Source organism: Streptomyces sp. NPDC001732 (assembly GCF_053596315.1).
The window spans coordinates 1-14,269 of record NZ_JBSFFY010000015.1; the positions used below are offsets into that span (position 1 = coordinate 1).

Annotated in this window: 8 protein-coding genes and 2 pseudogenes; 6 read left to right on the top strand and 4 right to left on the bottom strand. The window is 70.5% G+C overall.

The window, feature by feature from the left end; genetic code table 11:
• Nucleotides 1-239: 239 nt before the first annotated feature.
• Nucleotides 240-440: pseudogene (locus tag ACWCXX_RS17135) on the top strand (response regulator); the annotation flags it as partial.
• A gap of 212 nt (nt 441-652) precedes the next feature.
• Here ACWCXX_RS17135 and ACWCXX_RS17140 read toward each other — a convergent pair.
• Nucleotides 653-931 (bottom strand): annotated as a pseudogene (locus tag ACWCXX_RS17140) (lytic polysaccharide monooxygenase); the annotation flags it as partial.
• Nucleotides 932-1,467: 536 nt separating this feature from the next.
• Here ACWCXX_RS17140 and ACWCXX_RS17145 point away from each other — a divergent pair.
• Nucleotides 1,468-2,799, top strand: a complete 1,332-nt coding sequence (locus ACWCXX_RS17145; RefSeq protein WP_451127913.1) for a PP2C family protein-serine/threonine phosphatase — start codon at nt 1,468-1,470, stop codon at nt 2,797-2,799.
• A gap of 783 nt (nt 2,800-3,582) precedes the next feature.
• Nucleotides 3,583-5,130: a hypothetical protein gene (locus ACWCXX_RS17150; RefSeq protein WP_451127915.1), complete on the top strand. Its 1,548-nt coding sequence runs from the start codon at nt 3,583-3,585 to the stop codon at nt 5,128-5,130.
• Between the two features lie 245 nt (nt 5,131-5,375).
• On the opposite strand, the gene ACWCXX_RS17155 is transcribed toward ACWCXX_RS17150, so the two are convergent.
• Both ACWCXX_RS17155 and ACWCXX_RS17160 read right to left on the bottom strand, forming a co-directional pair.
• A complete protein-coding gene (locus ACWCXX_RS17155; protein ID WP_451127917.1) occupies nt 5,376-7,604 on the bottom strand; it encodes an MMPL family transporter in 2,229 nt (742 codons plus the stop codon).
• A gap of 176 nt (nt 7,605-7,780) precedes the next feature.
• Entirely contained in the window at nt 7,781-7,978 is a 198-nt protein-coding gene (locus tag ACWCXX_RS17160) for a hypothetical protein (protein ID WP_451127919.1), read from the bottom strand.
• A gap of 123 nt (nt 7,979-8,101) precedes the next feature.
• Here ACWCXX_RS17160 and ACWCXX_RS17165 point away from each other — a divergent pair, with 123 nt between their 5' ends.
• The 3 genes from ACWCXX_RS17165 (at nt 8,102) to ACWCXX_RS17175 (ending at nt 11,397) form a co-directional block, all read left to right on the top strand.
• Nucleotides 8,102-9,331 carry a hypothetical protein gene (locus ACWCXX_RS17165; protein WP_451127921.1) on the top strand — a complete coding sequence of 410 codons (1,230 nt, stop codon included), beginning with the start codon at nt 8,102-8,104 and terminating at the stop codon, nt 9,329-9,331.
• The gene (locus ACWCXX_RS17170; protein WP_451127923.1) at nt 9,315-10,085 is read left to right on the top strand and encodes an alpha-ketoglutarate-dependent dioxygenase AlkB; all 771 of its coding nucleotides are present in this window, start codon (nt 9,315-9,317) and stop codon (nt 10,083-10,085) included. Before ACWCXX_RS17165 ends, ACWCXX_RS17170 begins: the two co-directional genes overlap by 17 nt.
• Nucleotides 10,086-10,332: 247 nt before the next feature.
• Nucleotides 10,333-11,397, top strand: a complete 1,065-nt coding sequence (locus ACWCXX_RS17175; RefSeq protein ID WP_451127925.1) for a lipoate--protein ligase family protein — start codon at nt 10,333-10,335, stop codon at nt 11,395-11,397.
• Nucleotides 11,398-11,478: 81 nt separating this feature from the next.
• On the opposite strand, the gene ACWCXX_RS17180 is transcribed toward ACWCXX_RS17175, so the two are convergent.
• Entirely contained in the window at nt 11,479-14,187 is a 2,709-nt protein-coding gene (locus tag ACWCXX_RS17180) for a SpoIIE family protein phosphatase (protein WP_451127927.1), read from the bottom strand.
• Between the last annotated feature and the right edge of the window lie 82 nt (nt 14,188-14,269).

Genomic DNA, 14,269 nt, shown 5'->3' on the forward strand with positions numbered 1-14,269 from the left:
GAAACGCTTCCGCAGCGCAGGATCGATCCTCTTACCGCCCACGGTCCTCGCAACTCCCATCATCGTGAGTGTTGCGAGGACCGCTAGAACTCAAGAGGTCAGCGTGACCGCCGCTCCCGTGGAGAGCACCCACGCCATGATGTTCACCGGTCCTCGTCGCATCCGGAACACCTTGCACCGTCCGTCTTCCGGACCGGCACAGCGGGGAACACTTCATTGAATAACACACGATTTCCCCCATGGCTGGTGTGCTCGTCGTCGAGGACGACCGTTTCGTGCGCTCGGCCCTCATCCGGCACCCGACCGAGGCGTCCCATGTCGTATGGAGTGTCGGTACGGCCCTTGAGGCGCTGCGCGAAGTCTCCCGTTCCCGCTTCGACGTGGTCGTCCTGGATCTGGGGCTGCCCGACCTGGACGGCGCCCGACTCTCCCTGATCCGGCGCGAGTTCGACCTGCTCGCGTTTCTCACCGAGCGGCCCGGGGGCGTCGTTCGCCCCGGGCGCGTCGGCCCCGCCCGTGCCCGCCGGGGTGCGGGTGTCGCCGCCGTGCCCCTGGTACGTGACGGAGGACTTGCCGGCGCCGGCCGCGATCTCCTTTTCGGTGGGGGCGGTCGCTGTCCGGGCCGGGCCCTTGGCGCCGTCGTCCTTTCCGAATCGGCCCGCAGCAGGTCGAGCCCGCGGTACTTCTCATTGGCCGCGCCGCACAGCTTTCCGTCGGGGACGATCTGCTTCGACTTATCGGCCGCATTGGCCATGTTGACCGCATTCCAGTCGTAGAAGGCCTGATTTCCGCTCGCCGCGACAGCCGCTTTGCAGGCCGCGGACTGCGGCGACTCCACGCCTTCCGCACAGCAGGCGGAAACACGGCTCACCGGGTCCGTCATCGAGCCGTGCGCCGCCGCCGGAACACCCGACGAAACGACCAGGAACAATGCTGCGGAACCGGCTCCGGCGCATGCTGCGGCCTTGCGGTAAACGGTCGTGGGACGAACTCCTCAACCCTGCGGTGGTGTTCGGGGACGGGGACCGGGCGGCCTCCCGGTACGGAGTCCCTGCGGTCCGGCGATCAACAACCCAGGGGTTGTCCCGCAATGCCTGGTGGATCGGCGCGCGGCGTCGGATGCGGTGCATCGCAAGGCGGAGGCGCGCCCGCATGCTGGATGCATTCGGGCGTTCCGACAACGCGGCGAGGATGGGGTCTCCCCTGCTCGGGCGCAGCCGAGAGCTCGGGGAAGCAGCTGTCGTCGTGCGCCCGCCAGGCATTGCGGGACGGCCCTGAGTCCCAACCGCCGGAGCCGACTGGAGGCATGCTGCCGCAGGAGTAATGGCCGGGGTGGACCACCTCGCAGTGTCACGCTGAGGTCTCGTCCGACAACGGTGGAGTCAGGAGGCTGGGCGTGTACCGCTCGTGCGAGTGGCTGTGTGAGTCGATGCGTGACCGCGGTGCGGCTTCGGTGGCCGAGCGGTCATGACGGCAGGCAGGCAGGAAGAACCCGAGCAGTCCCGCATTGACGTGTCCCTGCGGCTGAATCGCCAGCTGGACCAGATCGCCGCGCAGTTGCGGGAACTGACCACCGCCAAGGACCGGCTGCAGGGGCTGCTGAACGCTGTGCTGGCGATCAGTCAGGAAAAGGATCTGCCCGCGGTCCTGCACCGCATCGTGACCACCGCCAAGGACCTGGTCGACGCCCACTACGGCGCACTGGGCGTGCTGGACGAGTCCGGCGGGCAACTGGGGCAGTTCATCACGGCGGGTCTGTCGGAGTCCGAGCGCGACAACCTGGCCGGGATCGAGTTCCCCCGTGGCCGCGGCGTTCTCGGACATCTGATTCACCACCCCGAGCCCCTGCGCGTCGACGACATCCGTTCCCATCCCGCCTCGGCCGGGTTTCCACCGGGCCATCCGCACATGCGCACCCTCCTGGGCGTCGCCATCAGTGTCCGCGGCACCATCTACGGCGACCTCTACCTGTCCGAACGCCGTGACGGGCAGCCCTTCGACCGCGACGACGAGGACATCGTCGTCGCCCTGGCCGGCGCCGCCGGCATCGCCATCGAGAACGTCAGCCTGTTCGAGCAGCTCCGCACCAGCGCCGAAAAATTCCAGCGCCTCCTGCTGCCCACCCTGCCCGACCTGCGCCCCTTCACCGGCGCCGCCATCTACCGCCCGGCTCCCAGTCCCGGCCACCTCGGCGGGGACTGGTACGACGCCCTGTGGCTGCCCGACAACACGTGCGCCGTCGTGATCGGCGACGTCGGCGGCCACGACCTGCGCGCAGCCGCCGCCATGGCCCAGACCCGCAGCATGCTGCGAGCCCTGCTCTACGACCGCCTCGCCCCGCCCAGTTCCGTCCTCGCCCAGCTCGACCGCACCCTGGACGACATCACCGATCTGCCCGTCACCACCGCCTGCCTGGCCCGCATCGAGCCCGCAGAAGACGGCTGGAGGCTGCACTGGAGCACGGCCGGCCACCTCCCCCCGCTCCTGATCGGCCCCGACGGGCACACGGAGTATCTCCATGCCGAGCCGGGCCTGCCGCTCGCGGTCGACACCGACCAGCACCGTCCCGACCACACCCACCCCGTGCCCGCCGGAGCCACTGTGGTCTTCTTCACCGACGGGCTCGTCGAACATCCCGGCCACCCCATCGACCACGGCCTGGCCCAACTCGCCGAACACGCCGCCAGTTGTGTCCGCCTGCCCCTGGACGACTTCGTGCGCTTCCTCGCCGACCACCACCCCAGCGACGGCCACGACGACCTGGCCATTCTCGCCCTGCGCACCCCACCCGCCGGCTGACGAGCCCACGTCGGCGCGAGCAGTCGAGGACTGATACGGGACTGCTCCCCCGGGGGGCGCCGTGGCCAGTGGTGCACGAGAGGGTTCCGCCACGAGCAGCGAGACCGGCTCCGGACGTTCGAGCCCGGGTCGGGCGTCGCTGCGCGGCCCGCGAGCGTCCACGGCTTCAGCAGGGGACAGCCTCTTCGACGATCGCGGTGAACAACGTCTCGTCCGTCGACGAGTCCTGAGTCCGGGAGCCGGTGAGCCGCCATCCGCCCCGCTTCAGGGCCCGAGCAGGGCATCGGAGGCGAAATCCTTGTCGTGCCCGGCGCCGGCACAGCAGCCGAGCGGGCCGTAGACGTGCCGGTCGGTGTCGCACTCGGCCCGTGCCGTCAACGCCACGGTGGCCACGATGGGGTGATTTCCCCTCAGGTCCCCCGGGCGGTCCGCTGCCGGGCGGTCCGGACCTGCGGGCCGGGGTGCCGGAACTCGCCCGGGGCATCGGGCGGCTCCGGGGCATGCGCGCGAGCGGCCGGACACACCGCCCCAGGGCCGGACACCGGAGCCGGGTGGCGGCTGCACCGATCCGGACCGCCGCCCCCTGCACCCACGAAGGACGCCTGGCCCGGGGCGGATACCAGCCACACGACGCGTGCGTTGTCGCCGCGTGCCGGGAAAAAGGGCGATTTCACCGGCCTTCGCCCCTGCGTCTGCATACGGTGGGCTCGTCGCCCGCACACCGCCCGGCACGGCGGGAAGCGGCGACGGGCATCGAGGCCAGGAAGCGGAAGGAAGAGCAGGATGATGCAGGCCGCAGAGAGCGAGCCGGACGAGCGAATGCCGGAACGCCGGTGGACGGTGCGGCTGGACGCCGCAGGCCGGGGCAGCACGGCGGTGCGCGTCTCGTGCAGCCGCCCCGCCTGCGCCGAGCAGCGCCTTCCTTCCGCGGCCGCCGGCCGTGCGGCCGCTGTCGCCCACATCAAGGCCCACCTGCGCGCCGCCCCCGCCCCCGGGCCCGGGGCGGACTGCGCGTGCCGGGCTGCGGGTTGCCGCACCCATCTGCCCGAAACCGGCCGCCACGCACATACCGAATGGCAGTGCGGCGGGCCAGTCGTCCTGGCCGTGGTCACCGACCGCGGAGGACGCTGGTGGCAGGCCATGGAGTGCTGCTCGCGGTGTGCGGCCGCCACGCCGGGAGCGAGGACCGCAGCCGCCTCCCGGGCCTCCGGGCCCCGGCCCGCCGACCGCCCGGCCCCCGCAGCGACAACGGCGGGCGCGGGTGCACCGCAGTTCTCCCACTCCGGCCAGGCCACAACCGACCCGGTTCCGGCTCCTCGCTCCGTGCCGGTGCGGCGTCGTCCACGGCAGGGGAAGATCGCCCAACGGGTCGTCCCGCACACTCTGCGACCCCTCGCCCTGCGGGATGAACTCGTCGAACTCGGCGACCTCTTCCGCGCCTACCAACAACGCGACGAACCCGACCTGGCGCTCCTGGCCGACCTCCACAGCCGCAAGGCGAGCGCCTTCGCGGCCTGGGCCGAGGCCACCGGCGACACGAGCCTGCGCCTGGACGCCCAGCGTGCCGAGCAGGCCGCCACCACCGTCCGCCTCCAGCACCAGCAGCGCACCGGCCAGGGCACGAGCAGCAACACTTCGGGCGTGGCCCGCCTGCTGACCCGCCCCGCCCAGTGGGACCATGTCCGGTCCGTCCTGGCCCACGTCACCGACACCGCCCCGTTGCCCGGTCCGGAGGCGCGCCTGCTGGTGGTGATGCTGACGCTGCGCACCGCGCACACCGGCACGGGCAATCTTGTCGGCCAGGACCTCACCGGCCTGGGCCTGGGCGAGCCGGAAGACCTGGTCGCGCAGTTGGCCGACTGCGGCTGGCTCCGTCTCCCCTGCACCCCCGCTGACCTGCTCGCTTCCCGGCCCGAGAACCCCACCTCCATCACCGTCCCCTCCCTGGTCCCCGATGAGGGCAGCTCGGGACCGTTCACCTTCGGCGGGAAACTGCGGCCCAAGCTCTCCGGGTGGGCCCAGAGAGCCGTCTCGGACAAGAAGCTCCGCAAGACCAAGACCATCGCCGCCACCCGGCTGCTCGCCCTGGTCCTGGCCACCCACAGCAGCGACGACGGCCACCTGGGCCCCGACGGCCAGGGCGTCGACCTGGACCGGCTCTTCTCCTGGTGCGCCATCGGCCCCGATGAACTGCCGCACCTGGCCGACCAGCTGACCGCAGCGGACTGGCTCGCCGAAGCCTCCGTCACCACCACCCGTCTCACCGGCCGGCTGACCGAGCGGGTCCTGCCGCTCACCTGCCCCCTCACCCAGGGCGTGTTTCGAAAGTAGCGTCGTCCGCCCGGAGGGCGGGGCCGGGGGCGTCCGGTGCGTGCGATCGCAAGGCGGAGGGAGGAGAGCGCAGCGGGCTGCCCCGACGACCGACAACGCCGCGAGCAATGGGGTCTCCCCCGCTGGAGCGAAGGCGAGAACTCGGGGAAGTGCCGGGCGTTCCCGGCCAGACGGGACTTTCGAAACACGCCCTGGGGCGTGTTTCGTTCGGATCATGCCGGGCTCGCGTACCCCGGCACGCACGCTCACCGGTCCGGCCCGATCCGAACGAAAGACCCTGGAGCGGTGCGCACGTAGCCGGTGCGGTCCTCGTCCGCGACGGGCAGCGCGTCGACCGCCTCGTACAACGACGTGGTGACCTGCTCTCCGGCTGTTTGAGGGGCCGGATGGTCCCTCGCCGCCCAGCCGACCGCCTGCTGCTGTTCGGCGCGGGCTCGGGTGGTGGCGAGGCGGCAGGAGTGGGTTCCGGTCTCGATGTCGGTGCCGCCGAAGGCGAGACGGTCGACGGCGGCCTGGTCGTACCGAAGGCATGGGGCCTGCGCAGTTGACAGTATCCGTGTGCACCTGTTCGGCCTGTGGACGCGGTTCGGAGTGGGGCACGGGGCGGCGGGAGAGGGCGCCGTCCCGTGGACGTACGCCTCGCGCATCCGGGTGACGAGGAAGACCTCGTGGTCCATGGCGAGGCCGAAGACCACGCCGGCCATGAGGATCGGCATCATCGACATCACGGGACCGGGTTCGGCGCCCCCGAAGAGGGAGGCCGGCCGGCCCCACTGGAAGACGGCGACCACCGCGCCGAGGCCGGCGAGGACGGACAGCAGGAAGCCCAGGGCTGCCTTGAGGGGCACGAGGAGGGACCGGAAGACGGCGATGAGCAGCAGGAACGCCAGGCCGACCACGAGTGCCAGGTACGGGAGCAGCGCGTCGGACAGCTTCTGCGAGACGTCCACGTTCATCGCCGTCGATCCGGCGACCAGGACCCGGGCGTCGTTCTCGTCGGCGAGCTGCGGGGCGCGCAGCTCGCCGACGAGGTCGGCCGTCCCGGTGCTCGTCGGCGCGGCCGCCGGGACGACGTTGAGGACGGCGGTGTCACCGGACTCGCTCAGCCGGGGCTGCCCGACGGCGGCGACGTCCTTCCTGCCGCGGATCTCCTCGGCGACGTCCTGGACGGCGCTCTCGGCGCTGCCGCCGTCCTCGGTCCGGACGACCGCGGTCAGCGGGCCGTTGAAGCCCGGTCCGAAGTCCTCGGCGAGCAGGTCGTAGGCGCGGCGCTGCGTCGTCGACGCCGGCTTGCTCTCGTCGCCCGGCAGCCCCATCTCCAGCGATGCCGCGGGCACGGCGATCACCCCGAGCAGCGCGACCCCGCACAGAAGGACGACGACCGGCCGCCGGACGGTGAACCGGGCCCAGCGCACACCCGTGCCCGGCTTCGGCCGGTCGTCGTCGGCGCGGCGCCGCCTTGCGCGGGCCGGACCGAGGCGGCGGCCGCAGATCCCGAGCAGCGCGGGAATCAGCGAGACGGCGATGAGCACAGCGATGACGACCGTGCCGGCCGCGGCGAGACCCATCTGCGTCAGCAGCGGGATGCCGACCACCCACAGCCCGGCCAGGGCGATGACGACGGTCAGACCGGCGAACACGACCGCCGAGCCCGCGGTGCCGACCGCATGCCCGGCCGCCTCCTCCCGGTCCTTGCCGCGGGCGAGTTCCGCGCGGTAGCGGGAGACGACGAACAGGGCGTAGCCGATGCCGACGGCGAGGCCGATCATGGTGGCGAGGCCGCTGGTGATCGAGCCGAGGCCGAGCGGCTCCGCGAGTACCTTGATCGCCGGTGCGCCGATGCCGACGCCGAGGATGGCGGTGAGCAGGGGAAGTCCGGCGGCGAGCAGCGAACCGGAGGTGAGGACGAGCACCACGGCGGCCACCGCGAGGCCCAGGGCCTCGGAGGAGTGCCCGCCGGCGGCCGCGGTGACGGCGTTGCCGCCGGCCTCGACCCTCAGTTCGGCCGAGCCCGCGCGCTCGACGGTGTCCTGGAGCGCGGTGCGCGAGCTCTCCTCCAGTTCCGAGGCGGACGCCTTGTAGGAGACCTGCGCGTAGGCGGTCGAGCCGTCCTCGCTCACCGACCGGGTCGCGTACGGGTCGGTGACCCGGACGACCTGGGGGGGGTCGGTACCGAGTGCCCGGACCGTCTCCTGGACGGCCTTCTTCGCCTCGGGGTCGGTGACTTTGCCGTCCTCCGCCCGGAACACCACCCGGGCCGTCGCGCCGTCGGCGTTCAGCCCCGGGAAGCTCTCCTCCAGCAGGTCGTACGCCTGCTGCGCCTCCGTCCCGGGCATGGAGAAGTCGTTCGGCGGCGCGGCGGGAGCCCTCCCCGCCAGCACCCCCGTCCCCATGAGCAGCACCACCCACAGCAACGCGACCGGCCGGCGCCTCCGGAAGGAGAACCGGCCCAGCCGGGAAAGGAATGTGGCCACAGCAGACGCTCCACGTCGGTCGAGGCGTATCGGAACAGGCGCCGACGCTGCCAGCCCGCCCTGATCACCTCCGGAGAGATTTTGGGAACTTCCTGAGAGGTCCGAGCACCACGGCGGGGTCGAAGCCTCGGGTCCCCGGCAGGGCCGCTGTCCTCGCGGCCCGATTCACAGGACGTTCACCGAGTCGACCCGGGGCGGGTCCCGATCCGCGGGAGCGCCTGGACGAGCGGGGCGACCGGCACGTCCGGGGAGACGACCTGCGGGCCGGAGTGGACTGCGACGAGGCCGAGGCCGGGCGGGACGAAGAGCTGCCGGCCGTGGATGCCGTCGGCCGGTCGGAACCCGTTGCCCGCTGTCGAGCCCCGTGAGAGCATCGAGGCTCAACGGTCCGTCTCCTTTCGTTTGTGCTTCGCAACGCGAATGAAAGGATGCGGGCCTTTGCCATGTCCACGGTTTTGAACAATTCATCAGGGTCTGCGAATGACAGGTACCGCTTGATGCACACACCAGAGCTGACAGAAGCCTGCATCGAAGATGCGAGCAACATCTTGGTTGCGCCTTCGACGTTGCAGGACCATGACTTGATCAGGGACTTCTTCGGGTCCGTGCTCACCCCGGAGGACCTGGCCTCCGGTTCGACCGACCTCGCGCAGAGGACCGTCTACCTGTGTGGCGACATATCCGGGATCGGCGACCGCCAACTTCGTTCGGCTGACCGGGTGTTCGTCATCCGGGAGCTGTCACACGGTTACCGTGAGGACGCCGACAAACCGTGGACCCTCGTCGACGTCGGCCGAGTTCCCGTCCGCGTACACGGCGTCGGCGTGTACTACCGCCGCTTCTTCGGACTCGACGCCGATCTCTTCGGACGGATCCGTGCGGAGCACGCGTTCCAGTCCCTGACGGAGTCCACCAAACCCGGAACGGCCCATCGCAGCGGAATCTATCTGACGCCCGTCACACGGAACGGTGACGAACTGCATTTCCGCCTGCTCCGGTGCTCCACGAATCTCTCGGGGCCGACCGAGAACTTCCGCCCGACCGACACGCACATCGTCGAGGCCCTGAACCACGAGGCCGCCGCCGTCTTCCGGAACCAGGCACCGCTGAATCACGTCCTCGCCCAGATCTACCACAACACCCTTGCCACGGCCGAGCGCAAGCAGTCCAAGGCCAAGATCTCGGCCCATGCCGACAAGACCAAGGACATGCCCGTCAACGGCATCATGGCCTTCTGCACCTTCTACGACCGGCTCGACAAGCTGCAGCCCCTGGCCGAAGACGCCTTCGACTACGGCGTGAAAGGTGCCAGCGGGCTGACCAGACTCCACTTTCGCCTCAAGGATCCGATCGAAGAACGTGACGGGGTCGCGCTCCCCCCGCAGTTCACCCTGACCCTCCACCCCGGCTCCGTGTTCTTCATGCCGCTGTCCACCAACCGTCTGTATACGCACGAAATCCGGCCCTCGGCACTGGACGCCGAGTTGCTCCCGACCCGCCTGGGATACGTGGTGCGCTGTTCGGGCACCGAAGCCGTTCACAGGAACGGCAGCACGTTCCTCGAAGTGGCCGGCGACTTGGTGAAGCTGGGACCACCCACACCGGTCGGCATGGACGAGCTGCGCAGGCTGTACGCCGAGGAGAACAGGACCTCGTCCTTCATCGATTACGGCGACAAATTTCTCTTCAGCATGAATACGGGAGATTACATTGCCCCTCGGGTCTAGGGTCTCGGACGGTATCCTCTCGTACTCTTTGCCGATCGAGGAGAATCTCTTTTCGGAGCTGTCCGCGTCGGCTCGCTTGGAAGACGTGGGAAAAGGCCGGCGAGGCGCCGTGCTCACCAAGATCGACGAGGCGGGCGGTGTGCCTCTCGTACGCACCACCACTCGGTACAGCGGCCCGGCGCAGCGTTTCCGGGCGGTGCACGAACGGCTGGCGCAACAGATTCAAGAACGTGCGGCGCTTCCGGTCGGCTTCAACAACGCCCTCGTCGAGAGCTACACGAACGCCTGCACAACCATGGGCAGCCATTCCGACCAAGCCCTCGATCTGGCCGACGAGTCGTTCATCGCCGTCTTCTCCTGCTACCGACATCCCGAAGCGAGCCCGCCGAGGAAGCTGGTCTTCGAGTCGAAGGAGTCCGGTGGCGAGAGGTTCGAGATCCCCCTCGCCCACAACAGTGTCGTCGCGTTCTCCGTCGAATCGAATCGACGGCTCAGGCACAAAATCGTCCTGGACGCGCCCGCCCGGACGGCGGACAACCAATGGCTGGGCGTAACGTTTCGAACATCAAAGACCTTCGTTCGGTTTCGCGACGGACATATGTACCTCCCGCAGGGTGCGCGCCTCGTGTCGGCCGACGATGAGCAGAGGAAAGAGTTTTATCGACTGCGACGCCGTGAGAACAATGAAACGGACTTCGTCCACCCCCCGCTGACGTACACCATCAGCGAGGGCGATCTGTTGCCGCCCGTCTGACGTCCAAGGGCTGTCCCGCAGGACTTTTGAACAACCCTCCAGGTTGCACGCCGAGTTGTTCGAGCCGGCAGAAGTCCGGCAGGAACGGCCGCCGCATGTCCGGTGCCGCTCCAGCAGAATCGAGGCTGCGCAGCCGATCATCACGAACGAGCATTGAAGTGCGATGCGATCATGTGCGCGTCCGTCCCGTGCCGGAACAACGGGCTCAGGGACCGTGCCGCGCACTGAACCGGAAGGAAACGAAACCGTGCATGGCGAGTACAAGGTGCCCGGCGGCAAGCTTGTCGTCGTGGATCTGGATGTCGAGGAAGGCGTACTGCGCAATGTGCGCGTCGCCGGGGACTTCTTCCTGGAGCCCGACGAGGCGATCCTCTCGATCGACAGGGCCCTGGAGGGTGCCCCCTCCTCGACGGACGCCGCAGGCCTGGCGGCCCGGATCACTGCAGCGCTGCCGGAGTCGACCGTCATGTTCGGGCTGACCGCCGAGGGGGTCGGCATCGCCGTTCGGCGAGCGCTGGCCCACGCGACCGAGTGGAGCGACTACGCCTGGCAGTTGGTGCACATGGAGCCGCAGGCCCCGGCCCTGCACATGGCACTGGACGAGGTCCTCACCGCCGAGGTGGCCGCCGGGCGGCGGGCTCCCACCCTGCGGGTCTGGGAATGGGCCTCGCCCGCCGTGGTCATCGGCAGCTTCCAGTCGCTGCGCAACGAGGTGGACCCCGGGGGGGCGGCGAAGCACGGGATGACCGTGGTACGCCGCATTTCCGGCGGTGGAGCCATGTTCGTGGAGCCCATGAGCACCATCACGTACTCCCTGTCCGTACCGGAGTCGCTGGTGTCGGGCCTCTCCTTCGCCGACAGCTACGCCTACCTCGACGACTGGGTGCTCGGCGCGCTCGGCGACATGGGCATCAAGGCCTGGTACCAGCCCCTCAACGACATCGCCACCGACGCCGGAAAGATCGCCGGCGCCGCCCAGAAGCGGATCGTCGGCCCCGACGGTGGCCCTGGAGCCGTCCTGCACCACGTGACCATGTCGTACGACATCGACGCCGACAAGATGCTGGAGGTGCTGCGCATCGGCAAGGAGAAGCTCTCCGACAAGGGCACCAGGAGCGCCAAGAAGCGTGTCGACCCGCTCCGCCGCCAGACCGGCCTGGCCCGGGAACAGGTGATCGAGAACATGATCGACTCCTTCCGCAACCGCTACGGGCTGACCACCGGCGAGGTCACGACGGAAGAGATGAGCCGGGCGGAGAAGCTGGTGCAGACGAAGTTCGGCACCGAGGAGTGGACCGCCCGGGTGCCGTGACGGTACGGGCCCGGGGGCCGGCGTCCCGTCCGCCCGCACGGGCGCCGGGGGGCCGGCCCCGGCGCCTGTGCGGGCCGGGGCTCAGCACTCCGGCCGGTCCGGTGGGAACTCCTGCTCGGTGGGCGGGACTTGCCGCTCGCCCGCAGGGAGTTCCCCACCGCCCTCGCGGAAATCTCTTTCTCCCGTGCGGGGTTCCTCTCCTTCGACGCGGAACTCTCCCTCGTCCACGCGGAGTTCCTCTCCGTCAATGCGGAAATCTCCCTCGTTCGGGCCGATTTCCTCTCCTTCGGGCGGGATTTCCTGCTCGGTCCAGATGACCTTGCCCTCGGGTGTGTAACGAGTGCCCCAGCGGTGGGTGAGCTGGGCGACGAGGAAGAGACCCCGCCCGCCCTCGTCCGTGGTCCGGGCGTGCCTGAGCCGGGGTGAGGTGCTGCTGGTGTCGGAGACCTCGCAGATCAGGACGGACTGGCGCAGCAGCCGGAGCCGGATGGGGCCGGTGGCGTAGCGCACCGCGTTGGTGACGAGTTCGCTGACGATCAGCTCGGTCGTCATCTGCAGCTCCTCCAGGCCCCAGGTGCTCAGCAGACGGGCGGTCCGGGCCCGGACACCGGCGACGGCGGCCGGGTCGGCGGGCACCTCCCAGGAGGCGACGTGGTCGGCGCCCAGCTCGTGCGTGCGGGCGAGCAGCAGGGCGACGTCGTCGGGCTGGGGCGCGGGGACCAGCTGTTCCACGACCGCCGCGCACAGGGCGTCGAGGGACAGTCCGCGCTGGGCCAGGGCTCCGCCGAGGCGGGACATGCCGAGTTCGGCGTCCTGGTCCCGGCCCTCGATCAGTCCGTCGGTGTAGAGGCCGATCAGGCTCCCTTCCGGCAGTTCGGCCTCCGCCGTCTCGAAGGGCATCCCGCCCAGGCCCAGTGGGGGGCCGGGGGGCAGTTCGAGGAAGGTGACGCGCCCGTCCGGGGAGACGAGGACGGGCGGCGGGTGGCCGGCGCGCGCCATGGTGCAGCGCTGGGTGACCGGGTCGTAGACGGCGTACAGGCAGGTGGCGCCGAGGACCGGGGTGCCGCGCGCCCCGGTCTCGGGTTCCTCCTCGCTGAGGCGGAGCACGAGGTCGTCGAGGTGGGCCAGCAGTTCGTCGGGGGGCAGGTCCATGTCGGCGAGGGTGTGCACCGCGGTGCGGAGCCGGCCCATGGTCGCGGCTGCGGCGATGCCGTGTCCGACGACGTCTCCGACGACCAGGGCGACCCGGGCGCCGGACAGCGGAATGACGTCGAACCAGTCTCCCCCGACACCGTCCTTGACGTCCGCCGGGAGGTAGGAGGAGGCCACGTCCAGTGCCATGCCGCCGGGCAGTGTGTGCGGGAGCAGGCTGCGCTGGAGGGTCAGGGCCGCGGCGTGCTCGCGGGTGTAGCGGCGGGCGTTGTCCACGCACACCGCGGCCCGTGCCACCATTTCGCGGGCCGGGAGCACGTCGTCCGGTTCGAAGGGGGAGAGGTTCACCGAGCGTACGAAGGTGACCAGGCCGAGCACCGTGTCCCGGGCCCGCATCGGTACGCAGATGAGGGAGTGGAGCCCGAACTCCCGGATGCTGGCCGTCCTGGCGGGCTGTTCGGTCGTCCACGCGTGGCTGTCCGGATCGAGGACCGGGACGAGGACGGGCTCGCCGTCGGTGAGGAACCGGATGTCGTGGGGCGGGGGCATGAAGTCGACCTGGTCCCCGATCCGGCCGACCGCCTCCGGGCAGCCTTCCCGTACCGAGCTCATCCCGGCCCGGCGCATCATCGGCCGGAGCGGGGGGTCGAAGGCGCCGGCCCGGGCGAGGTCCGCGCGGGTCAGTCCCGGGCCCAGCGGCCAGGGGGCGGGGTCTTCGGGGCTGGCGACCGGTTCCAGCAGGTCGACGAGGACGAAGTCGGCGAAGCGCGGCACCGCGAAGTCGGCCAGTTCCTGGGCCGTGTGCATCACGTCCAGGGTGGAGCCGATCGCGGCTCCGGCGTCGTTGACCAGGGCCAGGCGCTGCTGGGCCTTCCACCGGTCGGTGACGTCCAGGACCATGTAGCACAGCCCGGTGACGTTGCCGTCGCCGTCGGTCAGCGGGAAGAACGAAGTGGAGTAGGCGCGCTTGCGGTGCGGATCGGCCCAGCTCCAGCCCAGGTACTCGTAGTCGATGACGGGAACCCCGGTGTCCAGCACCCTGCGCATCAGCGTCTCGATGGCGTCGGCCTCCAGCCCCGGGAGCACCTCGTTCAGCCGGCGGCCCAGGCGCTGTTCGCGCGGCACGCCGCCGAAGCGTTCCAGGGTGTCGTTCATCCAGAGGTAGCGCAGGTTCGGGCTCAGCACGGCCATGCCGATCGGCGAGCTGGTCAGGAAGGCGTCCAGCACGGACTGCCCGACCGTCCACTCCGGGCGCCGTTCGCGTCCCGAGACCAGGAAGCACTCCCGTCCGTCCAGGTGGAACGCGGCCGAGACCCGCAGGTCCACCTCGATCCGGCAGCCGTCGCTCCGCCGCACCTCGGCGACGCCGCTCCATCCCACGCCGGCCCGGCACCGTTCGGCGATCCCCGCGACCCGGACCGGGTCCTCGGGCATGGCGAGCAGGAAGCCCGCGGACCGTCCGACCACGTCCACGGCGCGGTACCCCAGCAGCTCCTGCGCGCTGTGCGTCCAGCCGACGACCGTGCCGGTGCCGGCGACCACGGCGGTCGCGTCGTTCGCCGCGTCGTGGGTGTGCCGGGGAGCGCTGGGCGGCGGCGGTTCGGGGCCGGGCTCCGACTGCGGACCTGCGCGCGCCATACCGCTCACCACCCATCCACTCCACATCCATGGTCCCGGTTTTCCCGCTCCGGTGCGAGCGACCGCGGCCGGGCGGCGGAAG